The organism is Rhodococcus sp. GQ147, from assembly GCF_059759155.1.
On sequence record NZ_JCAXDU010000002.1, the window covers coordinates 74632 to 101616 of the forward strand.

The 26985-nt window shown below is 69.0% G+C and carries 29 protein-coding genes; 8 read left to right on the top strand and 21 right to left on the bottom strand.

What is annotated here, in order from left to right; translation table 11 throughout:
- Positions 1 to 5: 5 nt before the first annotated feature.
- From AC6CID_RS02790 to AC6CID_RS02805, 4 genes are all read right to left on the bottom strand, one after another.
- The gene (locus tag AC6CID_RS02790; RefSeq protein ID WP_498353536.1) at positions 6 to 836 is read right to left on the bottom strand and encodes a carbohydrate ABC transporter permease; all 831 of its coding nucleotides are present in this window, start codon (positions 834 to 836) and stop codon (positions 6 to 8) included.
- Positions 836 to 1717 carry a carbohydrate ABC transporter permease gene (locus AC6CID_RS02795; protein ID WP_138845484.1) on the bottom strand — a complete coding sequence of 294 codons (882 nt, stop codon included), beginning with the start codon at positions 1715 to 1717 and terminating at the stop codon, positions 836 to 838. The genes AC6CID_RS02790 and AC6CID_RS02795 overlap by 1 nt, the downstream gene beginning before the upstream one ends.
- Before the next feature lie 65 nt (positions 1718 to 1782).
- The gene (locus AC6CID_RS02800; RefSeq protein WP_175427923.1) at positions 1783 to 3141 is read right to left on the bottom strand and encodes an ABC transporter substrate-binding protein; all 1359 of its coding nucleotides are present in this window, start codon (positions 3139 to 3141) and stop codon (positions 1783 to 1785) included.
- Positions 3142 to 3255: 114 nt separating this feature from the next.
- On the bottom strand, positions 3256 to 4485 hold the full coding sequence (locus AC6CID_RS02805; protein ID WP_498353537.1) for a GNAT family N-acetyltransferase: 1230 nt from the start codon (positions 4483 to 4485) through the stop codon (positions 3256 to 3258).
- Positions 4486 to 4572: 87 nt separating this feature from the next.
- Between AC6CID_RS02805 and AC6CID_RS02810 the strand changes: the two genes are divergently transcribed.
- On the top strand, positions 4573 to 5013 hold the full coding sequence (locus tag AC6CID_RS02810) for a protein-tyrosine phosphatase family protein (RefSeq protein ID WP_019288067.1): 441 nt from the start codon (positions 4573 to 4575) through the stop codon (positions 5011 to 5013).
- Positions 5014 to 5017: 4 nt separating this feature from the next.
- On the opposite strand, the gene AC6CID_RS02815 is transcribed toward AC6CID_RS02810, so the two are convergent.
- From AC6CID_RS02815 to AC6CID_RS02825, 3 genes are all read right to left on the bottom strand, one after another.
- Positions 5018 to 5896: a hypothetical protein gene (locus tag AC6CID_RS02815; protein WP_452583434.1), complete on the bottom strand. Its 879-nt coding sequence runs from the start codon at positions 5894 to 5896 to the stop codon at positions 5018 to 5020.
- A 72-nt stretch (positions 5897 to 5968) separates the two neighbouring features.
- Entirely contained in the window at positions 5969 to 6454 is a 486-nt protein-coding gene (locus tag AC6CID_RS02820) for a YflT domain-containing protein (protein ID WP_006554299.1), read from the bottom strand.
- Between the two features lie 121 nt (positions 6455 to 6575).
- Complete coding sequence (locus tag AC6CID_RS02825) at positions 6576 to 7535, bottom strand: HpcH/HpaI aldolase/citrate lyase family protein (RefSeq protein WP_006554298.1); 960 nt, start codon at positions 7533 to 7535, stop codon at positions 6576 to 6578.
- Between the two features lie 58 nt (positions 7536 to 7593).
- On the opposite strand from AC6CID_RS02825, the gene AC6CID_RS02830 reads away from it, so the two are divergent.
- The 5 genes from AC6CID_RS02830 to AC6CID_RS02850 all read left to right on the top strand — a co-directional run bounded on the left by AC6CID_RS02830 (position 7594) and on the right by AC6CID_RS02850 (position 12741).
- The gene (locus tag AC6CID_RS02830) at positions 7594 to 8868 is read left to right on the top strand and encodes a magnesium transporter MgtE N-terminal domain-containing protein (RefSeq protein WP_006554297.1); all 1275 of its coding nucleotides are present in this window, start codon (positions 7594 to 7596) and stop codon (positions 8866 to 8868) included.
- On the top strand, positions 8861 to 9382 hold the full coding sequence (locus AC6CID_RS02835; RefSeq protein WP_006554296.1) for a DUF1003 domain-containing protein: 522 nt from the start codon (positions 8861 to 8863) through the stop codon (positions 9380 to 9382). The genes AC6CID_RS02830 and AC6CID_RS02835 overlap by 8 nt, the downstream gene beginning before the upstream one ends.
- A gap of 104 nt (positions 9383 to 9486) precedes the next feature.
- Complete coding sequence (locus AC6CID_RS02840) at positions 9487 to 10416, top strand: lysozyme family protein (protein WP_498353538.1); 930 nt, start codon at positions 9487 to 9489, stop codon at positions 10414 to 10416.
- Between the two features lie 222 nt (positions 10417 to 10638).
- Positions 10639 to 11505: a lytic transglycosylase domain-containing protein gene (locus tag AC6CID_RS02845; RefSeq protein ID WP_006554294.1), complete on the top strand. Its 867-nt coding sequence runs from the start codon at positions 10639 to 10641 to the stop codon at positions 11503 to 11505.
- Positions 11506 to 11607: 102 nt separating this feature from the next.
- Positions 11608 to 12741, top strand: a complete 1134-nt coding sequence (locus AC6CID_RS02850; protein WP_498353539.1) for an Mrp/NBP35 family ATP-binding protein — start codon at positions 11608 to 11610, stop codon at positions 12739 to 12741.
- Positions 12742 to 12804: 63 nt separating this feature from the next.
- On the opposite strand, the gene tatB is transcribed toward AC6CID_RS02850, so the two are convergent.
- The 4 genes from tatB to sigE form a co-directional block, all read right to left on the bottom strand.
- Positions 12805 to 13209, bottom strand: coding sequence for a Sec-independent protein translocase protein TatB (tatB, locus tag AC6CID_RS02855; RefSeq protein WP_064060624.1), 405 nt, complete (start codon positions 13207 to 13209; stop codon positions 12805 to 12807).
- A gap of 92 nt (positions 13210 to 13301) precedes the next feature.
- Positions 13302 to 14918 (bottom strand): S1C family serine protease, encoded by a 1617-nt coding sequence (locus tag AC6CID_RS02860; protein WP_006554291.1) that lies wholly within the window; start codon positions 14916 to 14918, stop codon positions 13302 to 13304.
- 82 nt (positions 14919 to 15000) lie between these two features.
- Positions 15001 to 15333 carry an anti-sigma factor family protein gene (locus AC6CID_RS02865; protein WP_064060625.1) on the bottom strand — a complete coding sequence of 111 codons (333 nt, stop codon included), beginning with the start codon at positions 15331 to 15333 and terminating at the stop codon, positions 15001 to 15003.
- 16 nt (positions 15334 to 15349) lie between these two features.
- Entirely contained in the window at positions 15350 to 16003 is a 654-nt protein-coding gene (gene sigE / locus AC6CID_RS02870) for an RNA polymerase sigma factor SigE (RefSeq protein WP_064060626.1), read from the bottom strand.
- A gap of 317 nt (positions 16004 to 16320) precedes the next feature.
- Here sigE and AC6CID_RS02875 point away from each other — a divergent pair, with 317 nt between their 5' ends.
- A complete protein-coding gene (locus tag AC6CID_RS02875; protein WP_006554288.1) occupies positions 16321 to 16956 on the top strand; it encodes an O-methyltransferase in 636 nt (211 codons plus the stop codon).
- A gap of 34 nt (positions 16957 to 16990) precedes the next feature.
- Here the strand turns inward: AC6CID_RS02875 and glgC are convergent, their stop codons facing one another.
- On the bottom strand, positions 16991 to 18205 hold the full coding sequence (gene glgC / locus AC6CID_RS02880) for a glucose-1-phosphate adenylyltransferase (protein ID WP_006554287.1): 1215 nt from the start codon (positions 18203 to 18205) through the stop codon (positions 16991 to 16993).
- Positions 18206 to 18318: 113 nt separating this feature from the next.
- Here glgC and glgA point away from each other — a divergent pair, with 113 nt between their 5' ends.
- Positions 18319 to 19491: a glycogen synthase gene (gene glgA, locus AC6CID_RS02885; protein WP_498353540.1), complete on the top strand. Its 1173-nt coding sequence runs from the start codon at positions 18319 to 18321 to the stop codon at positions 19489 to 19491.
- Here the strand turns inward: glgA and AC6CID_RS02890 are convergent.
- From AC6CID_RS02890 to AC6CID_RS02930, 9 genes are all read right to left on the bottom strand, one after another.
- The gene (locus tag AC6CID_RS02890; protein ID WP_498353541.1) at positions 19478 to 20371 is read right to left on the bottom strand and encodes a putative RNA methyltransferase; all 894 of its coding nucleotides are present in this window, start codon (positions 20369 to 20371) and stop codon (positions 19478 to 19480) included. The genes glgA and AC6CID_RS02890 overlap by 14 nt on opposite strands.
- A gap of 84 nt (positions 20372 to 20455) precedes the next feature.
- Positions 20456 to 20623 carry a DUF3117 domain-containing protein gene (locus tag AC6CID_RS02895; protein WP_006554284.1) on the bottom strand — a complete coding sequence of 56 codons (168 nt, stop codon included), beginning with the start codon at positions 20621 to 20623 and terminating at the stop codon, positions 20456 to 20458.
- Positions 20624 to 20774: 151 nt separating this feature from the next.
- Positions 20775 to 21371: a DNA-3-methyladenine glycosylase I gene (locus AC6CID_RS02900; RefSeq protein WP_255027312.1), complete on the bottom strand. Its 597-nt coding sequence runs from the start codon at positions 21369 to 21371 to the stop codon at positions 20775 to 20777.
- Positions 21368 to 21811 (bottom strand): DivIVA domain-containing protein, encoded by a 444-nt coding sequence (locus AC6CID_RS02905; RefSeq protein WP_498353542.1) that lies wholly within the window; start codon positions 21809 to 21811, stop codon positions 21368 to 21370. The genes AC6CID_RS02900 and AC6CID_RS02905 overlap by 4 nt, the downstream gene beginning before the upstream one ends.
- A 57-nt stretch (positions 21812 to 21868) precedes the next feature.
- Positions 21869 to 22786 (bottom strand): glucosyl-3-phosphoglycerate synthase, encoded by a 918-nt coding sequence (locus AC6CID_RS02910; protein WP_006550560.1) that lies wholly within the window; start codon positions 22784 to 22786, stop codon positions 21869 to 21871.
- Entirely contained in the window at positions 22783 to 23703 is a 921-nt protein-coding gene (gene folP, locus AC6CID_RS02915) for a dihydropteroate synthase (protein WP_019288055.1), read from the bottom strand. The genes AC6CID_RS02910 and folP overlap by 4 nt, the downstream gene beginning before the upstream one ends.
- 18 nt (positions 23704 to 23721) lie before the next feature.
- Entirely contained in the window at positions 23722 to 25473 is a 1752-nt protein-coding gene (locus tag AC6CID_RS02920) for a long-chain-acyl-CoA synthetase (protein WP_397518948.1), read from the bottom strand.
- Between the two features lie 148 nt (positions 25474 to 25621).
- Positions 25622 to 26182, bottom strand: a complete 561-nt coding sequence (locus tag AC6CID_RS02925) for an LOG family protein (RefSeq protein WP_019288053.1) — start codon at positions 26180 to 26182, stop codon at positions 25622 to 25624.
- Positions 26176 to 26979, bottom strand: coding sequence for an LOG family protein (locus AC6CID_RS02930; RefSeq protein ID WP_006550564.1), 804 nt, complete (start codon positions 26977 to 26979; stop codon positions 26176 to 26178). Before AC6CID_RS02930 ends, AC6CID_RS02925 begins: the two co-directional genes overlap by 7 nt.
- Positions 26980 to 26985 lie beyond the last annotated feature (6 nt).

A 26985-nucleotide genomic window follows, 5' to 3' on the forward strand; every position in this document is an offset into this window, starting at 1 on the left:
GGTAGTTATCCCTTCACTGCGCCGGAGGTCAGTCCGGCGACGATTCGACGTTGGAAGATCAGGACGAACACGATGATCGGGATCGTGATGACGACGGCCGCCGCCGCGATCGAGCCGGTCGGTTCCTCGAACTGCGATGCACCCGTGAAGTTCGCGATCGCGGCGGGTGCGGTGATGGACCGCTCGGTGGAGGTCAGCGAAATCGCGAACAGCAGGTCGTTCCAGCAGAAGATGAACACCAGGATCGCCGCCGTGATGATGCCGGGAGCGGCGAGTGGGGCCACGACCTTCCGGAACGCCTGACCCGGTGTCGCGCCGTCCATCTTCGCGGCCTTCTCGAGTTCCCACGGGATCTCCTTGAAGAAGGCCGACAGGGTGTAGATCGCGAGCGGTAGCGAGAAGGTGATGTACGGCAGGATCAGCGCCGCCCACGTGTCGAACAGTCCGAGGCCACGCATGATCTCGAACAGCGGGCTGACGAGGGAGATCTGGGGGAACATCGCGATGAGCAGCGCCACGCCCACCAGAATCTTCTTACCGGGGAAGTCGAGCCGGGCGATCGCGTAGGCGGCCATCGTCCCGAGGATCACCGCGATGACCGTGGCGATCAGGCCGATGCCGATGGAGTTGACCAGCGCGCTCGTGAACGCGTCGGTGCGGAAGATGCCGCGGTAGTTGTCGAGCGTCCACTGCTGCGGGATGAACCGGCCGTCCTGGATGGTGCCGGGCGGCTTGAACGACAGGCTCGCGATCCACAGCACCGGGACGAGTGCGTAGAGCAGGACGATCAGGTTCACCGCCGACCACGACAGGGTCCGTTTCCTGGTCTCGGCCATCATCGGCCCCCTTCGTCCGAGCCGGGCGCGGATGCACCGAACAACTTGATGAACACGAACGCGATGATCGCGACGCACAGGAAGATCAGGACGCTGATCGCCGACCCGATGCCGAGGTTGAAGGCCCGGAACAGATTGTCGTAACCGAGGATCGACACCGATCCGGTGCCGTTGGCACCGCGGGTGAGGACGTAGATGTTGTCGAAGATGCGGAAGGCGTCGAGCGTGCGGAAGAGCAGGGCGACGAGGATCGCCGGTTTCATCAGCGGCACGATGATCCGCACCAGACGTGTCCACGCTCCGGCGCCGTCGACCTGCGCCGCCTTGAGCAGATCGTCGGGGACGAGTGCGAGGCCGGCGAGGAGCAGCAGTGCCATGAACGGCGTGGTCTTCCACACCTCGGCGAGCACGATGATCGCCAGGGACGGGATCTGGTCGGTGAGCGGGGCGCTGCCGTCGGGCAGCAGGTTCGCGAGATAGCCCGTGCCCGGGGTCCACGCGTAGTACCAGCTGTAGGCGGCGGCGACGGTGACGATGCCGTACGGGATCAGCACCACCGTGCGCACGATGCCCTTGCCGACGATGGTGCGGTGCATGACGAGTGCGATCGCGAGGCCGAGCACGAACTCGATCGCGACGGAGACCAGGGTGACGAGCGAGGTGACGATGAAGGCCTGCCACCAGAATCCGTCGCTGAGCACCGCGATATAGTTCGACAGTCCGACGAAGCGCCGTTCGTCGGGGAAGCGCAGATCGTAACGCTGCAGACTGAGCCAGACGGCGTATCCCACCGGATAGGCCGTGACGGCGAGCATCACGATCGCGGCGGGTGCGACGAGCAGCAGACCGAGTCGCCGTTCGGCCTTCTTCCCCTCGGACAGCGCTGCTTTCGTCTTCGTCGACGGTTCCTTCGGGGTCTCGTCGGTCGGTGTCGATTCGACGGCGGTCACGGGATCAGTCCTTCCGAATTGACCGCCTTGCGCACCTGCTCGGCGAGTTCCTCGGCGGTGCGGGGCGGATCGATCTGGTCGACCGGGTTGAGGGTGGCCGTCACCAGTGTCGAAATGCTCTGGTAGGCCGGTGAAGCGGGACGCACCGCGGCGTTCTCGAGACCGGCGCGGACCTCACGCCAGGCCGGATAGGCCTCCTGGAAATCGGGGTCGTCGTACAGCGCCGCGAGCGTCGGCGGCACGCCGCCACCGATGGCGTTGTTGCGCTGGTTCTCCTCGTTGCGCAGGCACTGCATCGCTTCGAACGCGAGATCCGGGTGGGTGCTCGTGCGGGCGACGGCGATGTTGAACCCGCCGATGGTGACCTGGGCGGGCTCGCCAGGGATCACCGAGGGGTACGGCGCGGGAAGGAAATTCTGCTCACCGTCGACGGTGAGGACCGTGTTGCCGGTGTTCTCCGAGGTGACGTTGCCGTTCTCGTCGATGAAGGGCAGGGCCCCCTCGTTCTCCATGATGCCCGGCAGGACGAACGGCCAGTTGACCTGGAACGCGGTGCGCCCGCTCTCCATACCGAGACGGACGGCCGCCTCGTCGGCCTGGTTCAGGGAGGGATCGGCGCCGGGCGCGGTCGCAACGCGCTTCATGATGTCGAGCGCGGTCACCGCCGCGTCGTTGTCGGTGAGGGTGACGGTGACACCGTCCTCCCCCACCACCGAGCCTCCGGCGCTCGAGAGCAAGGTGTTGAACCACACCATCAGCCCCTCGTACTGCCGGCCCTGCACACCGATCCACGACGGCCGGCCCTCCTCGGCGAGGCCGCTCGCAATCTCGATCATCTCGTCCCAGGTCTCCGGAGGTTGCCCGTCCGGCATGAGATCCTTTCGGTACCAGAGTAACTGGGTGTTGGTGTTGAGCGGTGCAGCGTACAGCCGGTCCTGCCAGGTCGCCGATTCGAGGGGACCTTCGAGGGTGCCCTCGGAGACCGCGGCTGCAACATCGTCGGGCAGCGGCAGCGCCCACCCGGCCTCGGCGAACTCGGCCGTCCACACGACGTCGAGGGTCATGAGGTCGAGCCCCGGGTCGTTACCCGTCAGCCGCCGCGCCAACTGCAGTCGCTGGTCGTCGGCGTTCTTCGGAAGTGTCCTCTGCTGCACGCGATATCGGCCGCCCGCCTCCGCGGTGCACACCTCCGCGGCCTGCGCGTACTGCTCGGCACCGTCGGCGGCCGTGTAGAAGGACAGGACGACACCCTCGTCGTCGCTGCCGCACGCGGCCAGCCCCGACGCCAGGAGCACAGCAGCCGCGGAAGCTGTGACCGCTCGGCTCGTCCGCCGGCTCTTGCCCGACCGTCTCATGCGTGACTCCGCTCGCATCGGGGACCTCGTGATCCGACGATAACGCCCGTACCGGCCAGCCGTAGCAAAACGAGCAGGGCGTACATCCGGAACGGAATCGGCACGACGACGAGGTCAGAAGGAGGTCCCCGAGAAGGGTGCCTGGGGCCAGGAGAACAGCAGGTCAGCGGTGTCGACGGCCTCGGGCCGGTGCACCCGGGCGCGCCCCGCGTCGACCATTCGGTGCCAGCCCTGCCGGCCGAGCAGGAGCGCACCGAGGTCGGCGATGTCGATCGTCAGGTCGGCCGGTCCCGCGGTGCGCGCCACGCCGTCGGCGGAGATCTCGAAGACACCGGCGTTGTCGGTCAGCACCGGATCGGTCACCTCCACGGTCACCGAGCCGAAGCCTCGGTAACTCCGCGCCGACAGCGCCCGATCGAGGTCGAGGATGCGCAACCACGTCTCGTCCGAGACCGAGCGGAAGTGCACGGCACGCGCGTCGCCGAGCATGAGCGGGAGTTGGTCGTCCTGCGGAAGTGCCGCGAACCGCAAGGTGTCGACCAGGTCGAGGTCGAGCAGGAACCGGATCAGGCCGGCGTACGCCGCGGGCGACGGGGCGAAGAAGTCGTCGACCACGACGGTGCGGTTGCGACTGGTGAACCACCCCTGCGTGTCGACGGGGTGGTACCGGACGAAACCGTCCTCCTGTCCCGGTTCGCCGTGCACCGCCACGTACATCGGATCGGTGAGCGAGTCGGCCCGCCACCGGCGCGAGTTCCACCAGTACTCCGACCGATCGATCATGCCGGGGCGCGGCGGCAGATGACGGGAATGGATCTGCGCCAGCACGTCCCACGCATCCGGATAGGTCAGCAGACGCACCGCTCCGGACTCGGGCACGTCGGGACGCAGTGCGGCACCACGCACGTCGACGTCGACGGACACCGAAGTCGAGGCGACGCCGTAGCCGAACCGGCCGTAGATGGTCGCTTCGGAGGCACGCAGCGTCGCGAGGATCTCGCCGCGGTCGCGCGCGTCGCTCAACTGCCGGTGCACGAGTCCGGAGATCACGCCGCGACGCGTGTGGGTGGGCAGCACACCGATGTGGGTGACCGCCGCGTGCGGCACCCGGGCGCCGCCGGGCAGGGTGAGATTTCCGCTCGTGGCGTCGACTGTCCCGACGAGCATGCCGTCGAGGAAAGCACCCCACGTGCGGCCGGCCTCGAGGTAGCGGCTCACCGTCCCGTCGGGAACCTCGGGCCACGAGGGCAGACCCACCATCGCCGTGCGGAACAGCGCGGACGCCTCCCGCAGTTCGGCTTCCGACTCCAGAACTCTGATCTCCGGTTCCGTTCGCTCACCCATGGAACGACACTATCGACCGCGAACTTGCACCGCGGGTGAACGGCCGTGACGTTCGGTACACCGGCTCCGGGCGGGTAGGTTTCCAGCGTGCGACGCGAGTGGGATCCAGCAGACACCGGGGTGCTGCAGCTGCCCTCCGGCCGACTCGTGCGGGGACGCGGGATGCGCAGACCGGTGTTCGGCGAGCCGTTTCCCGACTTCGGGGTGTATCTCCTCGGCCGCCCCCCGGCAGCACCGTTCGAGTGGGAGTCGCGGTGGATCCACTGGCCCGACTTCCGCACGCCACGCGACCCGGAGGACGCTCTCGCCATCCTGTACGAGGCGTGGATCCGCGCGGGAAGACAGCGGGTGGAGATCGCGTGCGGGCGTGGACGCGGCCGCACCGGCACCGCACTGGCGTGCCTCGCCGTCCTCGACGGGCTCTCCCCGGAGGAGGCGGTCGACTTCGTTCGGCGGCACTACCATCCGCGCGCGGTCGAGACGCCCTGGCAGCGCAAATTCGTCGCGCACGCGAAGGCGCATTCCTGACAGCTCAGTTCTTCGTCCGGGCGAGGTCGACCTCGGCGGCCGAGACGGCACGTTCGGCGGCGACCACCCGCTTCTTCGCCTCGGCGGCGGCGCGGCGCGCGAAGGTGCGTTGCTGCTCTGCGTGTTCGAGCTTCGCCCGCAGCTCGGCGACCTCCTCCTCGTGACGGGCCAGCTCCTGCTCTGCCGCCGACGCGGCTTCGCGCGCTTCCTCGGCCGCGCTGTGCGCCGAGTCGAGAGCGGCAGCGGCCTCGTCGATCTCCGCCTCGCGAGCCGCCTGGTCCGCCTTCTCACGCTCCGTGGGTTCGCGCTCGCCCTTGCTCTTGCGTGCAGACTTGCCCGCTGCCGTCCGGTCGTCCTCGTCGTCCTCCTCCGACCCTCCGCGGACGACGGTGAGCGGCATGGCCGACAGGTCGCCGAAACCGTCGGACTCGACGATCGCGTCGAGCCGGCCCTGCCGGACCTGCTCCCCGATGTCGGGATCCGACAACGCGGCGTTGAGGGTGCGCCCCACCTCTCGCAGTGCGCTCTCCGAGACGGTGCGGCCACGGTCGGCGGCGAGCCGACCCGCGTCGCGCTCGAGCGCGGCGACCACCCGGCGACGCTGCTCCGACAGTTTCCGCATCTCGCTGCCGGACAGTCGTCGTTGCGCGGTGCGCAGGGCGGATCCGATGTCGAGCAACGCCGCGAGTTCGTCGGCCCGTTCGCGGGCGAGCAGGTTGACCATCCAGGCCGCGACCGTCGGTTTGCGCAGTCTGCCGATGGCCGCCGTCAGCTCGCGGTCGCCCGCTTCGCGTGCCTGCGCCGCGAATTCGGAGCGGGCCGCCACGAAGTCTCCTGGGTCGAGGCCGTAGAGGGCATCGGCCACCGAATCGAGGTCGGGCATGGGATCGACAGTAGTGGCGCGAGGCCGATCACGACGAGTGCCGTTCTCGGCGAACGCGCGACCGCGAGACGATCAGATGGCGAGCTTGGCGAGGATGTCGCGCGCCTTCTCGGCGGTGGGCGGCTGGCACAGCACGTCGTAGCGGCCGGCGACGAGCTGCATGGTGGACGAGAAGTCGCGCTGACCGCGGGTCGCGGCGTACGGGATGCTCGCCGAGATGAGGCCGAAGATGATGCCGCCGACGAGGCCGACGAGCAGCGGGCCGAGGAAGTCGGTGGAGAAGATGCCGAGCAGGAGACCGAAGAACACGCCGAGCCATGCGCCCGAGACGATGCCGCCGCCGATCACCTTCGGCCACGTGAGCCGACCGGTGACCCGTTCGACCTGCATGAGATCGACACCGACGATGGTGACGTCCTCGACGGAGAAGTTCTGATCGGCCAGGTGGTCGACCGCCCGTTGCGCCTCGGCATAGGTCGGGTACGAACCGACGGGCCAGCCCGTGGGAGGTGTCGGCAGACCGGGTACCTGGCGACCGGGTCCGAGGGGATTCGTCATGTCGTTTCGGCTCCTTCGCGATGCACGCCGACGGTCGCGGCGCCGGTCTCCATTCTGCCTCGACAGGGACCGGCACGCCGCGATGGTTCGCCCGATATGTTCTTTTCCCTGGTCGTTCCCGTCAGGAGGCCGGCGGCTCGAACTTCTGGGTGCGCTGCAACCCCGCGGCCCGGCCCTTCGCGGAGATCACGAGGGCCATCTTCCGGCTCGCCTCGTCGATCATCTCGTCACCGAGCATCGCGGCACCGCGGGCGCCGCCCTCGGCCGAGGTGTGCCACTCGTAGGCGTCGAGGATCATCTCGGCCTTGTCGTAGTCCTCCTGCCGGGGGCTGAAGACCTCGTTGGCCGCGTCGATCTGGCTCGGGTGCAGCACCCACTTGCCGTCGAAGCCCAGGGCGGCGGTGCGCTGCGCCGACCGGCGGAAGGCGTCGACGTCGCGGATCTGGAGGTAGGGGCCGTCGATGGCCTGCAGCCCGTGCGCACGCGCGGCCATGAGGATCGTCATGAGGATGTGGTGGTAGGCGTCGCCGACGTCGTAACCCTCGGGCTGCTCACCGACGACGAGGGTGCGCATGTTGATGCTCGCCATGAAGTCTGCCGGACCGAACACGAGTGTCTGCACGCGCGGGCTCGCCGTCGCGATCTCGTTGATGTTCGTCAACCCGATGGCGTTCTCGATCTGCGGTTCGATACCGATCCGTCCCGCCTCGAGACCGTGGGCCTTCTCGACCTGCGTGAGGAGCAGGTCGAGCGCCTTCACGTGGCTCGCGTCGGGCACCTTCGGCAGCAGGATCGCGTCGAGATTCGCGCCGGCACCACCGACGACCGTCGCGACGTCGAGATAGGTCGCGTCCGTGGTCCAGTCGTTGACGCGCACGACCTTGATCTGGTCGCCCCAGCCGTCCTCGTTCAGAGCTTCGACGATGGTGCTGCGGGCCTGCTCCTTGGCCAGCGGCGACACCGCGTCCTCGAGATCGAGGAAGATCTCGTCGGCGGGAAGGCCCTTGGCCTTGTCGATCATCTTCCGGCTGCTGCCGGGAACCGCGAGTACCGATCTTCGGGGCCTGAACGAAAACGACATGACCTGACCAGACCTCCGAGTTCCGGGAACAGCGTGGGCACGCTCTAGCCTGGCAATCATGGCAGCAGTGAGCAAGGTCTTCGTCGCGCGGCTGGCCGGACTGGTCGTTCTCGGCCCCGACGGCGAGTCCATCGGCCGCGTCCGCGATGTCGTGCTGACCATACGAGTGGGGCGTCAGCCTCCTCGTGCGCTGGGGCTCGTCGTCGAACTGCCCACCCGCAAGCGGATCTTCGTCCCGATGCTGCGCGTGACCGCGATCGAACCCGGTGCGGTCACCCTCGTCACCGGCAACGTCAGTCTGCGCCGGTTCACCCAGCGACCCTCGGAGGTGCTCGCCCTCGGTCAGGTCCTCGATTCGCGTGTGCGCGTCGACGACCCGGAGCTGCCGGACCTGATGGGTGTCGACGCCGTCGTGGTGGATCTGGGGCTCGAGCTCATGCGCACCCGCGACTGGGTCGTCGCCCGCGTGGCGGTGCGTCGCCATCGCGGCCGGCTCGCGCGCCGCTCCCCCATCCACATCGTGGAATGGCCGCACGTGCACGGACTCACCCAGCAGGCACTGTCGATGCCTGGACAGGGTGTCGCGCAGTTGCTCCTGCAGTTCGAGGACATGCGCCCGCCGGACGTCGCGAACGCCCTGCGCGACCTGCCGATCAAGAGACGCACCGAGGTCGCCGCGGCGCTCGACGACGAACGCCTCGCCGACATCGTGCAGGAGCTACCCTCCGACGATCAGACCGACCTGCTCACCCAGCTCGGCCTCGACCGGGCGGTCGCGGTGCTCGAGGCGATGGATCCCGACGACGTCGCCGACCTCCTCGGTGAGCTGCCCGCAACGGACGCCGAGTCGTTCCTGCAACGCATGGACCCCGAGGACTCCGAGCCGGTGCGCCGCCTGCTAGAGCACTCCCCCGACACCGCCGGTGGTCTGATGACCCCCGAGCCGGTCGTGCTGACGCCGGCGACCACGGTGGCCGAAGCGCTCGCCCGCGCCCGTAATCCGGATCTGAGTCCCGCCCTGGCGTCGATGGTCTTCGTCGTGCGGCCGCCCACCGCGACGCCCACCGGCAAGTACCTCGGCTGTGTCCATCTGCAACGATTGCTCCGGGAACCGCCTGCGAGCCTGGTGGGAGGGGTCGTCGACGACGACCTGCCGCGCCTGGCCCCCGACGACGCCCTGACCACCGTCACCCGGTACTTCGCGACGTACAACCTGGTCTGCGGTCCGGTGGTGGACGACGAGGGGCACCTGCTCGGCGCGGTGAGCGTCGACGACGTGCTCGACCATCTGCTGCCGGAGGACTGGCGCGAGGAGGACATCGAGGATGAGTGACCGCAGCACGCAGGGCCGCTCGCGCCTCGAGACCCCACAGGCGTCGAGGTTCCGCTTCAACTTCGACGCCGAGGCGGTGGGCCGGGTCAGCGAGTCGATCGCCCGGTTCCTCGGAACGGGCCGTTATCTCGCCATCCAGACGATCGTCGTCATCGTGTGGATCGCCCTCAACATCGCCGCGGTCGGACTGCAGTGGGATCCCTATCCCTTCATCCTTCTCAACCTGGCCTTCTCGACGCAGGCCGCCTATGCGGCGCCGTTGATCCTGCTGGCGCAGAACCGGCAGGAGAACCGCGACCGCGTGTCTCTCGAGGAGGATCGCGCCCGCGCCGAGCAGACCAAGGCCGACACCGAGTTCCTGGCACGCGAACTCGCGGCTCTGCGACTCGCGGTGGGTGAGGTCGCGACCCGCGACTATCTGCGTCGCGAACTCGACGATCTGCGCGCCCTGCTGATCGACGACGAGAACGAGGACGACGCCGGCACTCCACGCACCCGCGGGCCCCGTCACTGAGGGACCCCGTCCTGTTGTCCGGCACGCCCCGTTGCACACAACCCGACACCCTTCTGTAACCTTCGTCACATCAGTCGGACGGACGATCGGAGGAGGGTGATCGCGTGCGGTGGAAGGTCGCGCTGGCGATGCCGGTGATCGTCGCTGCCGGACTCGCGGCGACAGCGTCGTCGGCGACGGTGGTGGCGGAGACGACATCCGCCGAGACCGAGCCGAGCGCCGCTCCGGCGGTGGGCGTGCTCCCCGGCGAGGTGCGCGAGGCGCAACCGCTGCGCAGCCCGAGCGACCCGCTCACCCAGCTTCCGCCCGAAGCCGTGGCCGCGGCAGGGGGTGCGGCGGCCCTCGGCGACGGGCCGCTCGCGATCCCCGAACTCGTCTTCTACGCCTATCGCGCGGCCGAGATGCAGCTGGCCATCGACTCTCCCGAGTGCGGCCTGCCGTGGAATCTGCTCGCCGCCGTCGGGCGCCTGAACTCCGGACACGCGGACGGGGGACGCACCGACATCCTGGGCACGCTGACCGCGCCGGTCGTCACCCCGGAGGGGCTGCTCGGGCCGATGCGCCTGGCCCCCGCGGTGTGGGAGCAGTACTCGGCCGACGGCAACGCGGACGGCACCGCCGATCCACAGAACATCTTCGACGCGACCCTGGCCGCCGGCGCCCGGATGTGCGCGGAGGGCGGAAACCTGCGCGAGCCGGACGGGGAGGCGCGGGCGGTGGCGTCGGTCGATCCGTCACCGGACTATCTGGCGAACGTCCGGCACTGGTCCGGTGCGTATTCGAAGGCCGCCGAGGTGGCTCCCGCCGATCTCGCTCCGATCCCGGCGCGGCCCGTTCCGAACGCCGCGGATGTCGCGGCCCCCGCGCCGGCTCCGGCGGTCACCGCGCCCGCTCCGGAGGCGACACCTCGGCCGGCCCAGCAAGCGCCCGCCGACACTCCGGCTCGGCAGGCACCCGAACAGAACATCCCGGCTCCGCCGCCGATGCCGGAGATGCCCGAACTCCCCTGCCTGGTGCCCGCCTTCTGCGAATAACTCCCGGCACACACGTGAGGTGACGCCACGCGCGACACGCGTGTCGTCATCTTTTTCTTTCACCCCACCCGACCTACCGGACCAGCACGGACGGGCCACAGCAGTACGCATACACCCCCGTTACATCACGTTTGAGTAACGGAAAGGCATCGAATGCTGTAGCCTCGGCCCGGCACGTAACGAAGGTGTCTCGTTCCGAGGCACCCGAGGGAGGGTTATCCATTGGGCCGCCACGCCAAACCGTCGGATTCGAAGCTTCGGCGAAATTCCGTCATCGCGATGACCGGACTCGTTCCGGTCGGACTGGTCGCCGCAGCCGCGACCACCGCGGGTGCGTCGCCGCGAGCGCTGATGGGTGCAGCTCACCACGAGACCGAGCCGACGGCGTCGTCGACCGACTCGGCCGACCTCGCGAACGCGATTCCCGAAGCGGTCGCCGCCGTGCAGACGATCATGCTCGAGCCCGAACCGGCACCCGTGCGCACCTTCAAGGCCGCCCCCCAGCCGGAACCCGAGCCCGAGGTCCTCCACGAGGGCCCCCTCGGCATCCCCGGCATCAACTACGCCGCCTACCGCAACGCCGAGCGCATCCTCGCCGAGGAGAATCCCGCCTGCGGCATGCACTGGACGCTCCTCGCCGGCATCGGCCGCGTCGAGTCCGGACACGCCAACGGTGGTCATGCCGACGCCAAGGGCAACCTGCTCGAGCCCGTCATCGGACTGCCGCTCAACGGCAGCCTGCCCGGCCAGGCCGTCATCCACGACACCGACGGCGGCGCCCTCGACGGCGACACCGTCTACGACCGCGCGGTCGGGCCGATGCAATTCATCCCCACCACGTGGAACCAGTACGCGGGCGACGGCAACGGCGACGGAGTCTCCGATCCCCAGAACCTGTACGATTCGACGCTCACCACCGCGAAGTACCTGTGCGACGGTGGCCTCGACATGCGCAACCTCGCGCACTCGACGAAGGCGATCCACCGCTACAACAACTCGATGGCCTACGTGGCGAACGTGCTCGCCTGGTCGACGGCCTACTCCACCGGCATCGACCCGAGCCCCGCGGATCTCCCCCGCATCCACTGAGGTCCGGAGAGGGTCGTCGGGTCACCCCGGACCGAAGGCGGTCGTCGGGTCACCGTCGACCCGTATCCGGTCGCGAGCGGCGTGCCGCCTACCATGGGCGTCATGGCAGTCAGTGAGTCCGACGTCCGCAGTGCGCTCGCACGGGTCCAGGACCCGGAGATCCGCAAGCCCATCACCGATCTCGGAATGGTCAAGAGCATCGAGATCGGCGCCGACAGCAGCGTCGATGTGGCGATCTATCTGACCACCGCCGGGTGCCCCATGCGCACCGAGATCTCGGAGCGCGTCACCAAGGCCGTCGCCGACGTCGCCGGCGTGGGCGAGGTCCGGGTGACCCTCGACGTGATGAGCGACGAGCAGCGCACCGAGCTCCGCAAGTCGCTGCGCGGCGACTCCACCGAGCCCGTCATCCCGTTCGCCCAGCCCGGTTCGCTCACGCGCGTCTACGCGGTGGCCTCCGGCAAGGGTGGTGTCGGCAAGTCGTCGGTCACCGTCAATCTCGCCGCGGCGATGGCCGCGCGCGGACTGTCGGTGGGTGTGCTCGACGCCGACATCTACGGTCACTCGATCCCCCGCATGCTCGGCACGTCCGCCAAGCCCACGCAGGTCGAGCGGATGATCATTCCGCCGATCGCGCACGACGTGAAGACGATCTCCATCGCCCAGTTCACCGACGGCAACACCCCGGTGGTGTGGCGTGGCCCGATGCTGCACCGCGCGCTGCAGCAGTTCCTCGCCGACGTCTTCTGGGGCGACCTCGACGTCCTGCTCCTCGACCTGCCGCCCGGCACGGGTGACGTCGCCATCTCCGTCGCGCAGCTGATCCCCAACGCCGAGATCCTCGTCGTGACGACGCCGCAGCAGGCAGCCGCCGAGGTCGCCGAGCGCGCCGGTTCCATCGCGCTGCAGACGCGTCAGCGCATCGCCGGCGTGGTGGAGAACATGTCGTGGCTCGAGCTGCCCGACGGCACCCGAATGGACGTCTTCGGCAGCGGCGGCGGTCAGGCCGTCGCCGAGCGGCTCACCCGCGCGGTGGGCGCGACGGTGCCGCTGCTCGGCCAGATCCCGCTCGACCCGGCAGTGCGCGAGGCCGGCGACTCCGGTACCCCGATCGTCCTCGCGGCGCCCGACTCGGCACCCGCCGTGGCGCTCGAGGAGATCTCCGACAAGCTCGCCGTGCGCAGGCGCGGACTGGCCGGCATGTCGCTGGGAATCGACACCACGCGTCACCTGTAAGAACCCGATATCGATCGAGCCCCCGCCGTGCTTCACGGCGGGGGCTCGATCGTAGGAAAGCTGTCAGGTGGCGTCGGGATCGATCGGCGGCTTCTCGTCCGGAGCGAGCGGCTTCGACAGGTTCGGCCGGGCCGCGCCGTTGGTGGGCGTTCCCGGAGCCGCCGAGGACGGCTTGTCGAAATTGCCGGTGAGGATCGAGTCGTCGCCGTCGAGCAGATGCTTCGTGATCACGGCCCGCGGTGTCATGCCGCGCAGCTGGTTCAGCTCGGACAGCGGTTGCCGCAGGTCGTCGAACTCCGGTCCGAGTTCCTGCTCGAGCTGGTCGCGCGCACCCGTGGCGTAGTCGCGTACCTGACGCAGCGACTTGGCCACCCACGAGACGGCGCCGGGGAGACGCTCCGGGCCGAGGACCACGAGGGCCGCCACGATGAGTACCAGGAACTCGCCCCAACCGATGTTGCCGAACACGCATCCAGGGTACGTGGTCTCGTCCGGATCGCAGCACCTACGTGGAAGGTCACATCACACGGCTGGGACGTTCTGTCCGAGACAGGGGCCGCTCAGTCGGAGACTGGGGTGACCTCGACGTCGACGAGACGGCCGTTGCGCACGAGCTGGACGGTGATCGGTTCGTCGATCTCCTGCTGCTGGACCGCCACGACGAGCTCGTCGGCGCTGGTGACTTCGCGGGCGCCGACCTTGACGATGACGTCGCCCTCGACGATGCCGGCGCGCTGGGCCGGGCTGTCCTGACGGACGTTGGCGACCTCCGCGCCGCTCGCGACGTCGTTGACCACCGAGCGTGCGTTCACGCCGATGTCGGGGTGCCGCATCTCGCCGGTGCGGATCAGCTCCTGCGCCACCTCGGTGACGTCGTCGATGGGGATCGCGAAGCCCAGGCCCACCGAACCGCCGGTCTCCGACTTGATCGCGGAATTGATACCGATCACGCGACCCTCCATGTCGATGAGGGGGCCGCCGGAGTTGCCGGGGTTGATCGAGGCGTCGGTCTGGACTGCGTCGATCACCGCGTCGGTGTCGGTGCCCTGCCCGCTGAGCCGCATGGGCCGGTGCAGCGCGCTGACGATGCCGCGGGTGACGGTCTTGCTCAGGCCGAGCGGCGAACCGACCGCGACGACGTCCTCGCCCACCTGGACGTCCTCGGAGCGGCCCAGCTCGGCGACGACCAGGTTGTCGACGTTCTCGACGGCGAGCACGGCCAAGTCGGTCTTGATGTCGCGTCCGACGATCGAGGCGGGCACCTTCGTGCCGTCATCGAAGGTGACCTGTACCTTCGCATCGGGATTGCCGGCGGCCATCGAAACGACGTGGTTGTTGGTGACGATGTAACCGGCACCGTCGATCACCACGCCCGAGCCGGTGCCGGCGTCGCCGCCGACGGTGGTCTGGATGGAGACGACCGCGGGCAGCACGGTGTCGGCGACACGCGCGACCGCGCCGGTGGGCAGTTCCTCGTCGGGACCCGACTGGCTCAGCGTCACTCCGCGACTGGTCAGCGAACCGTTGTCGGCGGTCGCGAGCGCGACGACGAGTCCGCCGACCATGCCGATCACGACAGCCACAGCGGCCAGGGTCGCGAGTGCGCGGGGTTGGACGCGGCGGTCGAACAACACCTCACGCAGGGTCAGTCCGGGAGCCGGAGGAAGTTCCTTCTCCTCGGTCTGCCCGGCCAGGGGCGGACCGAGCCGCACCGCTGAGTCGGGGTCGCGCCAGGGATCGGGTTCGGTGTCGTCCTCGGTCTCGGCCGCGGGCTGCGAAGGGGGACGCTGGAGCGTCTCGTCGACGTCGGACGGCCGTCCGTAGGCCTCGGCCAGGATCGCATCGGTCGGAGGTGCCTGCTGGACGCGCGGGTCGACGACGCGGGGATGGGCCGAGGAGTCGAACGATCCCTCGGCGCCGGCCGGGCGCCCGAAGACACGGGCCGATGCCGGGTCGACGGTGGGCCGGTAGACGGGCCGCGGTTCGAGACGGGGAGCGTCGTCGGGGCGCGCGATCGCTCCGTCGGGGAGACCCGACGAGGCGTTGCCGGACGAGCCTCTGCCGGACGAGTCTCCGCCCGAGGAGTCCTTACCGGACGAGGCATGGGGCAGCTCGTCGTCGCGACGACGATCGTCGCCGCCCCGCCGTCCGGTGTGCTGCGCAGATTCGGCCGTCACGCGTGCCCGTCTCCCCCGTCTAGGTCCGTCACGCAGCCCAGTATCACCGATGGCATCGGATCACCTGTTACCGCCCGTCCGGTCACCGGCGCCGGAGAATCGACCAGCGGCGCGCGGCGAAGCCTTCCTCCGCCTGAGGGCGCGGGGTCGGGTCGCACAGGTGGGACGGGATGTTGCTGAGCGTACCGCGCAGTGAACTCGGCATACGCGGTATGTGATCGGCAGCGGCCCGCAGTGCGTGGCGGGCCTGCTGCTGGGCTTCGACCTCGGCGGCACACTCCGGACACATCGACAGATGCTGGGCGGCCCGCATGTAGGCCGCCATGCGCAGTTCGCCGTCGACGAATGCGGCAATTGCCTCGCTGGCGAGGTGTTCCGTGGAGCCGAACCTGCGAGGTGGTTGCACCATCGTCATCACTACCTCCCGGCGGCTACCCCGCATCGACGCGACCGTTTTCGACCTTTCCATGCTCGCGCAGGTACTCGCGGAGTGCCTGGCGGCCTCGGTGGATACGACTACGCACCGTACCGAGTTTCACCCCCAGTGTGGCACCGATCTCCTCGTAGGACAGACCTTCGATGTCACAGAGCACCACCGCGGCACGGTACTCGGGTCCGAGCGAGTCCAGAGCGGACTGCAGGTCGGCGCCGAGACGCGCGTCGTGGTAGATCTCCTCGGGGTTCGGCCCTGCGGCCGGTACACGATCGTAGTCCTCCGGGAGCGCTTCCATCCGGATGCGGTTCCGGCGGCGCACCATGTCCAGGAAGAGGTTCGTGGTGATGCGATGCAACCAACCCTCGAAAGTGCCGGGCTGGTAGTTCTGCAACGACCGGAAGACGCGGATGAAGGTCTCCTGCGTGAGATCCTCGGCGTCCTGGGCGTTGCCGGAAAGACGGTAGGCGAGGCGGTAGACGCGGTCGCCGTGCTCACGAACGAGTTCGTCCCACGACGGCATGGCCGCGTGGTCCCCGGTGGCGTCGAACGCCGCGGTGCCGCTCAGGTCCACCTCGAGCGCCGCGGTGCCGCTCAGGTCCGCCTCGAGCGCCGAGGCGTCGTTCTCGGGAACAGTGTGGGCTCGGGTCATGTGGATCGGTGGATCCTCCTCGTCGGGACCGCAGTGGTACTGGCTTCAGGGCCTATCAACACTCGATCTGCAGGGAATATTCCTTCACAGGAGCGTTCCCCGAGAGCGGTGCGTCCTCGAAGTCGTGAACCGGTGCGATCGTCCGGTTCGCCGATTGTCAGTTTTCCTCGCGGCGATGTGGCCGCCGTATGAGTAACCTGAAACGTCCCTGAGAAAATCGGTTCGGGCGTGGTCATCCGCCTGAATCACACAACTGGCGGCACCACTCCGTGCGCGCCTGCCTGCGCGAACGAATCGCCGAGGATAGCCTCAGTGAGGTGCAGACCAACGCCGATCGCATCCTGACCCACGCCGAGAACATCGTCGTCGAGGACGACGAGCTCGCCGCGGCGCGTGACCGTGCCGAAGATCTGGGCGCCGACCCGGTGTCCCCCTCCGTCGGAGCCGCCCTCGCGATGTTCGCCCGCATGCTCGACGCCAGGACGGTAGTGGAGATCGGGACCGGTGCGGGTGTGAGCGGACTGTGGTTGCTGCACGGCCTCCGCGAGGACGGCGTGCTCACCACCATCGACAGCGAGCCGGAGCATCAGCGGGCCGCGAAGATCGCCTTCCGCGAGGCGGGTGTCGTGGCGTCGCGCACCCGGCTCATCAACGGCCGCGCGCTGGACGTGCTGCCGCGACTCGCCGACTCCGGCTACGACATGGTCTTCGTCGATGCGACCCCGGCCGACCATCCGCACTTCGTGCGCGAAGGGGTGCGTCTGCTCCGGCCGGGTGGGGTGATCGTGCTGCACAACGCCCTGCTCGACGGACGCGTCGCCGACCCCGCTGCCCGCGACGCAACGGTGCTCGCGGTGCGCGAGGCGACCCGCGCGGTGTCCGACGACGAGCGTCTCGCTCCGGTGGTCCTGCCGCTCGGCGACGGCCTGCTCTGCGCGGTGCGCCTCAGCTGATCCGCGCAGCCGCCTCCGGGCGGGCAGCACGCTCTCAGATCCAGATGCCCTTGCCGATGGCGACGACACCGCCGTTGCTCACCGCGAACCGCTGACGGTCGCGCTCGAGGTCGACGCCGATGATCTCGCCGTCGCCGACGACGACGTTCTTGTCGAGGATCGCTCGTCGCACGACCGCACCCTTGCCGATGCGCACACCGGGCATGAGCACGCTGCCCTCGACGGTCGCGCCGTCGTCGACCATGACGTTCGAGCTGAGCACCGAGTTGCGGACCGTGGCGGCCGACAGGATGCTGCCGGCGCCGACGATCGACTCCTGCGCCAGACCGCCCTGCACGAACTTCGCGGGCGGCAGGTTCTCGGCGGCACCGCGGATGGGCCAGCGCCGGTTGTAGAGATTGAAGATCGGGTGGACCGACACGAGGTCCATGTGAGCGTCGTAGAAGGCGTCGAGCGTACCGACGTCGCGCCAGTAGGCACGATCGCGTTCGGTCGCGCCCGGGACGACGTTGTCGTTGAAGTCGTAGACGTGAGCCTCGCCCCGCTCGACGAGCGCCGGGATGATGTCGCCCCCCATGTCGTGGTCGGAGTCGGGATTCTCCGAGTCGGCCCGCAGCGCCTCGACGAGGACCTTCGTGGTGAAGACGTAGTTACCCATGGACGCGAACGTGACGTTGGGGTCGTCGGGTGTCCCGGGCGGATGAGCGGGCTTCTCGAGGAACTGGGTGATCCTGCCGCTCTCGTCGCTGTCGATGCAGCCGAACGCGAATGCCTCGCTGCGCGGGACGCGGATACCGGCGACGGTGACACCGGCGCCCGACTCGATGTGCTGGCGCACCATCTGCTCGGGGTCCATCCGGTACACGTGGTCGGCGCCGAAGACCACGATGTACTCGGGATCCTCGTCGTAGACCAGGTTGAGCGACTGCAGGATCGCGTCGGCGCTGCCGGTGTACCAGCGTGGACCGAGCCGCTGCTGGGCCGGCACCGGGGTGATGTACTCACCGGTGAAGCCGGAGAGGCGCCAGGTCTGCGAGATGTGCCGGTCGAGGGAGTGCGACTTGTACTGCGTGAGAACGCAGATGCGCAGGTAACCGGCATTCACGAGATTGCTGAGCACGAAATCGATGAGGCGGTATGCGCCCCCGAACGGCACTGCCGGCTTGGCTCTGTCCGCGGTCAGCGGATACAGACGTTTGCCCTCGCCGCCGGCGAGAACGATTCCAAGCACATGGGGCTGGCTCCTCACACGCTTCAACCTATCCCCCGACCCAGGCCGCCGCCAGCGAAGCGCGATCTCGACGCCCTTCGGAGTGTCGGGGCCGGGTGGCCGGAACCTGCGCGGCCCGCTACTTTGAGGCGGTGAGGGTGGCAATGATGACGCGGGAGTATCCGCCTGAGGTGTACGGCGGGGCAGGGGTCCACGTCACCGAACTCGTCGAACAACTGCGTCGACTGGTCGAGGTCGACGTGCACTGCACGGGCGCACCGCGCGATACCGCGTTCGTGCACTCCCCCGACCCGGCACTGCGCGATGCCAATCCTGCCCTGACGACCCTGTCGGCCGGGTTGCGCATGGCGCACGCCGCGGCCGGAGTCGACGTGGTGCACTCGCACACCTGGTACACCGGGCTGGCCGGTCATCTGGCCGCCGAACTCCACGACGTCCCGCACATCCTCACCGCGCACTCCCTCGAACCCCGACGGCCGTGGAAGGCCGAGCAACTCGGGGGCGGTTATCGCATCTCCTCCTGGTCCGAGCGCAACGCCGTCCGGTACGCCGACGCGATCATCGCGGTCAGCGACGGGATGCGCCTCGACGTGCTCGACGCCTATCCGTTCGTCGATCCCGCTCGGGTCCACGTGGTGCGCAACGGGATCGACACCACCGTCTGGCATCCGGGCCCGGCCGAGCCCGGCCACGAGTCCGTCGTCACCCGCATCGGTCTCGATCCGGATCGTCCGATCGTCGTATTCGTCGGCCGCATCACCCGGCAGAAGGGCGTCGGGCACCTGATCGCCGCGGCGCACCATCTCGACCCCGACATCCAGCTCGTCCTGTGTGCCGGCGCGCCCGACACCCCCGAGATCGCCGCGGAGACCGAACGGGCGGTGACCGCCCTGCAGGACGCCCGTGACAGGGTGCACTGGGTACGCGAGATGCTGCCCACCGAATCGGTCCGCGAACTACTCTCGATTGCAACGGTTTTCGTCTGTCCGTCGGTGTACGAGCCGCTGGGGATCGTCAACCTCGAGGCGATGGCCTGCGAGACCGCCGTGGTGGCGTCCGACGTCGGAGGCATCCCGGAGGTCGTGCAGGACGGGGTCACCGGGCGACTGGTGCACTACGACGCCTTCGACACCGAGACCTACGAGCGTGCGCTCGCCGATGCGATCGACGACGTCGCGCGCGACCGCGACCGTGCCGCCCGGTGGGGCCGGGCCGGACGCGACCGCGCTGTCAACGAGTTCTCGTGGGCGCAGATCGCCCGCCAGACCGTCGCCGTCTACCAGCAGGTGCTCACGACGCGCTAGGTTCGTCGGCCGTCTCGACCCGTCGCCACGAGGTGACGGTGACCGAGACCGTCACCTCGAACGGATCGGGCAGGGAGGCCAGCAACTCCGCACGCCGGTCGGACGTCACATGATGGGCGGACGGTCCCATCCCCGCGACGAGACCGAGCGCCTCGCACGGGAGTGCGGCCGTGAAGCGCACGTCCGTCCGTCCCGTTCGCTCGAAACGTCCCGACAGCGCGGACGAGAGCCGCTCCGTCTTCCGGCCGTCCACACTCACCATGCCGGGCAACGCGACCAGTTCGCGCAGATGCTCCGAGGTGGGTGTAGCAACCACGAGCGTTCCTCCGGGGACGAGCACGCGATGACTCTCGGCGGCGTTGCGGGGCGCGAACACCGACAGCACGTGGGTGAGCGATGCCGACTTCACAGGCAGTCGTTGCCACGCATCGGCGAGGATCGCTCCGGTCCGGGGATGACTGCGGGCGATGCGCCGCACCGCGGGCTTGGAGACGTCGAGCCCGATGCCGCGCGCCGCCGGCAGGGCGTCGAGCACGGACGCGAGGTACTGCCCCGTACCGGCCCCGACCTCGAGGATCGCAGCGTCGGCGGCTGCGACTACCGCATCGGTGTCCACCGTATCGGCGGTGTCGAGGCATGCGTCGGCCACCGCGCGCCGGATCGGGTCGTAGTGCCCGGCACCGAGGAAATCGGCGCGGGCCGCGATCATGTCGGCGGTGTCGCCGGTGAACGGCGTCGAACCGCCGGCGAGCAGCGACACGTAGCCCTGGCGTGCGACGTCGAAGCTGTGCCCGCGATCGCACACCACGACGTTGTCGTCGAGGTCGAGCGCGGACTCGCAGTGAGGGCACGCGAGAAGATCGATCACGTCGGCGAGCATCGCGCCTCCGATCCTGCTCTCAGGACGACACCGGGCCCCGCGCGCCGAGGAGCGCGGGGCCCGGAGTGCCCTGAGAGGGGCCGATCAGCTGGTGACACTCTTGAGTTCGTCGCCGAGTGCCGCAGCCTCTTCCGGCGTGAGCTCGACGACCAGACGTCCGCCGCCCTCGAGTGGAACCCTCATGACGATTCCTCGTCCCTCTTTGGTTGCTTCGAGGGGACCGTCCCCGGTCCGGGGCTTCATGGCCGCCATCCTCTGCTCCCTCCAAATCTGCACCCGACCGCCGGGCGCGTGGGTTACCGTGTGGTTGCATCGCCGGTCGCGGCGACGCGCACCTTCTCATTCTTCCCTATCCGGAATACGTGCGCGTAGCTGACTCCTGGGTAAGACACTCCTCCGGGTTCTACGAGTCGAGTGACACCCAGCACGATTCGAGGTGATCGTCGACCATTCCGGTAGCTTGCATCAGCGCATACGCAGTGGTAGGGCCCACAAAACGGAAGCCGTGACGCTTCAGCTCACGGGCCATCGCCGTGGACTCCGGCGTCACCGCCGGAATCTCCTCGACCGTTACCGAACGTCGCGCGCGTCGCGGCGGTGCGAACGACCACAGCAGCTCGTCGAGATCGGTGGACAGTTCGAGCACGGCCCGCGCGTTGGCGATCACCGCCTCGATCTTGCGGCGGTTGCGCACGATGCCGGAGTCGGCAAGCAACCTCTCGACGTCGGCCTCCGTGAAGTGGGCGACCGCCTCGACGTCGAAGCCGTGGAAAGCCGCGCGGAAGGCCTCCCGCTTGCGCAGGATCGTCAGCCACGACAGTCCCGACTGGAATGCCTCGAGGGAGAGCCGCTCGAACATCTCGTCGCGGCCGTGGAGCGGCCGACCCCACTCGTAGTCGTGATAGTCGCGGTAGAGCGACGAACCGGGACCGTCGACGGCCCACGGGCACCGCACGCGGTCGTCGGTATCGGTTACGGGCCCCTGCCCGTCTGCCGTCATCGTGACTCCCCCGTCGACTCCGACGAAGCCCGCTCGGCGACGTTCTCCCCATCGACGTCGGCTGCTCCGACGTCCTCTGCTCCGACGTCTTCTGCCCCGCCGCCCTTTCCGGTGCCGTCGCCCTTTCCGGTGCCGTCGACCGGCGGCTCCTCTGCGCGGGCCTCGGCGTCGGCGAGGCGGACCCGCAGATCGTCGACCTCGCGGGCGAGACGATCGAGCGCCCAGTCGACCTCGCTCATCTTGTAACCCCGCACAGTCTGTTGGAACCGCAGGTCGCGGATGTCGGTGCCGGTGACGTCGGTGGCCGGCAACACCGTGACGGTGGTGCCCGGAGGCAGCGGCGCCAACGTCTCGCCCCGGCCGAAGACGGCGCTCGCGACGAAGAACAGCACCGCGGCGACGCCCGCCATCACGAGCACGTACAGCAGAACCGTGAGCATGCTCCGATCTTGGCACGAGCGGCCGACACCGGCCGGGACCGGTGCCGGACGGTCGGGTCAGCCGGTGACCGTCGCCATCGGGGGGCGGTCGGTGAGATCGACGGAGGTGTCGAACGGCACGAACGCATCGCCCTCCACCAGGAACTGGGTGAGCGGCGCACCCGAATCGGGGATCCCGCAGCGCGCGAGCATCGTGCCCACGATCTGCCGGCTCATCGCCCCGAGTTCGGACAGCGGCCGGTTGCGGTGCTTGCGGACCCCGAGGTTGACCTGCGCGATCGCGTGGAGACCGAACCGGTCGTAGGTGTCGAGCAGCAACCCGATCTCCACCCCGTAACCCGGTGCGAACGGGACCGACTCGAGCAGTTCCCGCGTCCCCGCGTACTCACCGCCGAGCGGTTGCAGCACGCAGGTCAGCTCCGGTCGCAGTGCCGCGAGCAGCGGCCGTGCGACAAGCTCGGTGACGCGGCCACCGCCGTGGGCGTCCTCGCCCCCACCGGTGCGCAGCGGGCGCCGGTAGTACCCCTTGACGAGGTGCACACCGTCGCCGAGCAGCAGGGGTCCGAGCAGTTTCGGCACGAAGGCCGGATCGGGATCGATCAGATCGGAGTCGACGAAGGCGATGATGTCGCCGGAGGTCGCCGCGAGCGACCGCCACAGCACCTCCCCCTTGCCGGGGACCGGTTCGATGCCCGGCACCGCTTCCTCCCTGGACATGACACGGGCACCCGCCGCCCGCGCCCGGGTGGCGGTCTCGTCGGTGGAACCCGAATCGAGGACCACCAGTTCGTCCACGAGACCACCGAGCAGTGGGTGGATCGTGTCGATCACACTCGCGACGGTCTCCTCCTCGTTGAGGGCGGGCAGCACCACGGTCACTGTGCGGCCGGCCTTGGCCGCGATCAGCTCGTCGATCGCCCAGGCGGGCCGATCCCAGCTGTTGGCTTCGTTCCACGTGCGTGCAGGTGCACTCATGCCAACCCCCTCACCGTGCGCGCCGGCGGGCGTGTGCCCGCGATCGCCGCGACCATGTCGACCACCCGACGTGTGGCTGCCACCTCGTGTACCCGGAACATTCGTGCGCCGGCCGCTGCCGCCAGAGCTGTCGCTGCCAATGTGCCCTCCAACCGGTCGGCGAGTTCGACTCCCAGAGTCTCCCCCACGAAGTCCTTGTTGCTCAGCGCCATAAGCACAGGCCACCCGGTTTTTACAAGAACGTCCACGTGCCGCAACAGAGCGAGTCCGTGATGGGTGTTCTTTCCGAAATCGTGGGTCGGGTCGATGAGGATCGAGTCGCTCGCGACGCCGGCGCGGGCGGCGGCATCCGCGGCCGCGACGACCTCCCGCACCACCTCCCCGACGACGTCGGTGTACCGCACACGGTGCGGGCGGGTGCGCGGGACGGCGCCGCCCGTGTGGGAGCAGACGATGCCGGCCCCGAGTTCCGCGGCGACCGCGACGAGCTCGGGATCGGCACCGGCCCACGTGTCGTTGATCAGATCGGCGCCTTCGCCCACAGCGCGACGCGCGACCTCGCTGCGCCAGGTGTCGACGCTGATGAGCACATCCGGATAGCGCTCGCGGATCGCGGCGACGAACGGCACGACGCGCCGGATCTCCTCGTCGCTGTCGACGACCTCACCCGGCCCGGCCTTCACCCCGCCGATGTCGACGAGGTCGGCACCCTCGGCCACTGCGCGGTCGACGGCCGCGAGCGCCATGTCGTCCTCGAAGGTCGCTCCCCGGTCGTAGAACGAGTCCGGGGTGCGGTTGACGATCGCCATGACGAGCGCCCTGTCGGTGGCGACGGGGCGCCCGCACAGGGTGGACGGTGCCGGACCGGGACGGGTCACGGGGGTCTGCTCGTCGACATCGGTCGCGGGGCCGCTCATGATCCCATCCTGACATGCTCAGCGACCGGGCAATTCTCCTCGCGCGACGCCGTCGACGAAGCCGTCGAAGATCGGCCGGTAACCCTCGCTGCGACTCGCGAGGACGTACACCTCGTCCTCACCGGTCTCGCTGTAGCCCTGCTTGCGCAGATCGACCTTCCTGCTCTTGAAGGTCGTCGTGTACTCGAGCTCGTCGACGATGCGGACGAACAGCGGAACCGCGTAGTCCGGCAACGCGTCGTGCAGCGACTTCGCGAGCGCCGCTCCGTCGAGCTCGGCGCCCTCCTTCAAGGTGATCGCGGCCATCCCGGTGCGGCCGTCGGCCCCGTCGACCTCGACGCCGTAGACGACGGCCTCGGCGATCGTCTCGTGCGACGACACCGCGGCTTCGACCTGCGTGGTCGCGACGTTCTCGCCCTTCCACCGGAAGGTGTCGCCGAGCCGGTCGACGAACGCGACGTGCATCCAGCCCTGGTTGCGGACGAGGTCGCCGGTGTCGAACCAGACGTCGCCGTCGGAGAACGCGTCGCGGAGCAGCTTCTTCTCGGTGGCCTCGGGATCGGTGTACCCGTCGAAGGGTGCGCGGGAGGTGACCTTCGCGAGGAGCAGTCCGACCTCGCCCTTGCCGACCTTCTTCAACCGGCCGTCGTCGCCGCGACGTGCCTGGCCCGAATCGGGGTCGTACTCGACGACGGCGTAGGGCAGCGGGCAGATGCCGGCGGTGCGCTTCTGGTCGAGCGCGTTGATGAAGGCGATGTTGCATTCGCTCGCACCGTAGAACTCCGCGACGCGGTCGATACCGAAGCGTTCGGTGAACTCGTCCCACAGTTCTGCGCGCAGACCGTTGCCGACGGCGAGGCGGATCCCGTGGTCGGCGTCGTCCTCCCGCGGCGGCTGGTTGAGCAGGTAGCGGCAGATCTCGCCGATGTAGATGAAGGTCGTGGCGCCGTTGCGCTCCGCGTCGTTCCAGAAGTTGGACGCCGAGAACTTCCGGCCGAGCCCGAGCGTGGCGCCGGCGGCGAGCACCGAGGACAACGCGACCGTGAGGGCGTTGTTGTGATAGAGCGGCAGGCAGGAGTACAGGACGTCGGTCCGGCGCAGGCGCACGCCGAGGCTGCCCAGGCCCGACATCGACTTCAGCCACCGGAAGTGCGTCATGCGGCTGGCCTTCGGCAGTCCTGTCGTGCCGGAGGTGAAGATGTAGTAGGCCGTCTCGGACGCTTGCAGCTCCTCGGTGACTGCGGGATTCGACGCGTCGGCGTCGCGGGCGGCGGTGTCGAGATCGTCGAAGCGCAGCACGGTGCGGGCCTGCGGCTCGCCACCGAGAGAGTCGACGGCCTCCTCGCACTCCTCCCCGATCACGAGGGCGGCGCTGTCGAGCAGCGACAGGCTGTGCTCGAGCACCTCACCACGCTGGTTGATGTTGAGCATGCCGGCGGCCGCACCGAGCTTGACCGCGGCCAGCGCGACCAGCAGGGTCTCGGGCCGGTTGCCCATGAGGATGCCCACGACGTCGCCCATGCCGACACCGCGATCGGCGAGCACCGCTGCGTACCGGTTGACCTGCGCGTTGGCCTCGCCGTACCCGATGGAGGCTCCCTCGAACCGGATGAAGGGCCGCTCCGGGTGACGCTCGGCGAGCTTCTGGAAGACCGACCCGATCGTCTCGCGGGCGGTCGGCTTCCGGGTCATCCCGGCTGCTCCGCGCAGCACGATGGGGAGATCGGTAGCCATCCGGGGCAGTTTCGAGACGAGTCCGGGCAGGGACACGACGGGGACATTGCCTCGATCGGATCGAGTGGTCACGACAGATTTCCTCACGGCGACGTTGGGGACGGGCGGGCTCGCTCGGGCGACACCCACGGCGTTCCCCCGAACTTACCGAAGAGTAGATAAGCGCGCGGCGAAGTGGAACACCTCAGACCGTCGCGTACGGCGCAGCGCAACGGTCGAGCGCGTCGGCGAGGTCGGTGGTGACCGCGAGACCGTCGAGTGCGCGTTGCGCGACGAAGCCGGTGTCGACCATCGACCCGAGCCAGCCGAGCAGGCCGTCGAAGTGGCCCGTGGGATCGAGCAGGACGACCGGCTTGTCATGCATACCGAGATACCCCGCGGTCCACGTCTCGAACAGTTCCTCGAGGGTTCCGATGCCGCCGGGCAGGGTCAGGAAGGCGTTGGCGCGGTCCTCCATGATGCGTTTGCGCTCGCGCATCGTCTCGGTGACGATCAACTCGTCGGCGTCGACGTCCGCGACCTCGCGGTGCACGAGTGCCTTCGGAATGACCCCGATCGTGTGCGCGCCGGCCGCGCGGGCCGCGTCGGCGACCGCGCCCATCATCGATACGTTGCCGCCGCCGGAGACCAGCTGCCAGCCCCGTCGGCCTATCTCGGTACCGACAGCGGCGGCGAGTTCGAGGAACTTCTGGTCGACAGGGCCCGACGCGCAGTACACACAGACCGACAGAGCTTCGGTTACCATCCACTCCCGTTTCCGTACAGTTCGTTCTCGTCCTCGCCGCGATGCGCCTCGAGGATGATGTCCACCGTCTCCTCGACGCTGTCGGTGACGAAGAGCAGGTCGAGGTCGGCGGGCGAGATCTTGCCGCCGCGGACCAGGGTCTCGCGCAGCCAGCCCACCAGACCGTTCCAGTACTCCGAACCGAACAGCACGATCGGGAACTGCGTGATCTTGCGGGTCTGCACGAGGGTCAGTGCCTCGAACAGCTCGTCGAGCGTCCCGAAACCCCCGGGCAGGCACACGAACGCCTGCGAGTACTTCACGAACATCGTCTTGCGCGCGAAGAAGTACCGGAAGTTCAGGCCGAGATCGACCCACTCGTTGAGGCCCTGTTCGAAGGGCAGCTCGATCCCCAGTCCGATCGACAGTCCCCCGGCCTCGCTGGCACCGCGGTTGGCCGCCTCCATCGCGCCCGGACCGCCACCGGTGACGACGGCGTATCCGGCATGGACGAGTGCGGCGCCGAGCTCGCGGCCGATCTCGTACTCCTCGTGACCGGCCGGGGTGCGCGCCGATCCGAAGACGGTGACGGCGCGGGGCACCTCGGCGAGCGCACCGAAGCCTTCGACGAACTCGCTCTGGATCCGCAGCACACGCCACGGATCGGTGTGCACCCAGTCGGACGGGCCGCGGCGATCGAGCAGCCGCTGGTCCATCGTCGTCGCCTCGCGGGCGAGAGAGCCGCGCAGTTGCACCGGGCCCTGGTGCACGACCTCGCGCCGGGAGCCGCGTTCGGAGGAGGAGTTGTCGCCGGACATGGCGGC

Bases quoted from the DNA above. Each gene is read 5' to 3' on its own strand.
- AC6CID_RS02790 (WP_498353536.1), bottom strand. From the start codon at position 836: ATGGCCGAGACCAGGAAACGGACCCTGTCGTGGTCGGCGGTGAACCTG.
- AC6CID_RS02800 (WP_175427923.1), bottom strand. From the start codon at position 3,141: ATGAGACGGTCGGGCAAGAGCCGGCGGACGAGCCGAGCGGTCACAGCT.
- AC6CID_RS02805 (WP_498353537.1), bottom strand. From the start codon at position 4,485: ATGGGTGAGCGAACGGAACCGGAGATCAGAGTTCTGGAGTCGGAAGCC.
- AC6CID_RS02815 (WP_452583434.1), bottom strand. From the start codon at position 5,896: ATGCCCGACCTCGATTCGGTGGCCGATGCCCTCTACGGCCTCGACCCA.
- AC6CID_RS02820 (WP_006554299.1), bottom strand. From the start codon at position 6,454: ATGACGAATCCCCTCGGACCCGGTCGCCAGGTACCCGGTCTGCCGACA.
- AC6CID_RS02825 (WP_006554298.1), bottom strand. From the start codon at position 7,535: ATGTCGTTTTCGTTCAGGCCCCGAAGATCGGTACTCGCGGTTCCCGGC.
- AC6CID_RS02830 (WP_006554297.1), top strand. From the start codon at position 7,594: ATGGCAGCAGTGAGCAAGGTCTTCGTCGCGCGGCTGGCCGGACTGGTC.
- AC6CID_RS02835 (WP_006554296.1), top strand. From the start codon at position 8,861: ATGAGTGACCGCAGCACGCAGGGCCGCTCGCGCCTCGAGACCCCACAG.
- AC6CID_RS02850 (WP_498353539.1), top strand. From the start codon at position 11,608: ATGGCAGTCAGTGAGTCCGACGTCCGCAGTGCGCTCGCACGGGTCCAG.
- AC6CID_RS02865 (WP_064060625.1), bottom strand. From the start codon at position 15,333: ATGACGATGGTGCAACCACCTCGCAGGTTCGGCTCCACGGAACACCTC.
- sigE (WP_064060626.1), bottom strand. From the start codon at position 16,003: ATGACCCGAGCCCACACTGTTCCCGAGAACGACGCCTCGGCGCTCGAG.
- AC6CID_RS02890 (WP_498353541.1), bottom strand. From the start codon at position 20,371: ATGCTCGCCGACGTGATCGATCTTCTCGCGTGCCCTCACTGCGAGTCC.
- AC6CID_RS02895 (WP_006554284.1), bottom strand. From the start codon at position 20,623: ATGGCGGCCATGAAGCCCCGGACCGGGGACGGTCCCCTCGAAGCAACC.
- AC6CID_RS02900 (WP_255027312.1), bottom strand. From the start codon at position 21,371: ATGACGGCAGACGGGCAGGGGCCCGTAACCGATACCGACGACCGCGTG.
- AC6CID_RS02905 (WP_498353542.1), bottom strand. From the start codon at position 21,811: ATGCTCACGGTTCTGCTGTACGTGCTCGTGATGGCGGGCGTCGCCGCG.
- AC6CID_RS02910 (WP_006550560.1), bottom strand. From the start codon at position 22,786: ATGAGTGCACCTGCACGCACGTGGAACGAAGCCAACAGCTGGGATCGG.
- folP (WP_019288055.1), bottom strand. From the start codon at position 23,703: ATGAGCGGCCCCGCGACCGATGTCGACGAGCAGACCCCCGTGACCCGT.
- AC6CID_RS02925 (WP_019288053.1), bottom strand. From the start codon at position 26,182: ATGGTAACCGAAGCTCTGTCGGTCTGTGTGTACTGCGCGTCGGGCCCT.
- AC6CID_RS02930 (WP_006550564.1), bottom strand. From the start codon at position 26,979: ATGTCCGGCGACAACTCCTCCTCCGAACGCGGCTCCCGGCGCGAGGTC.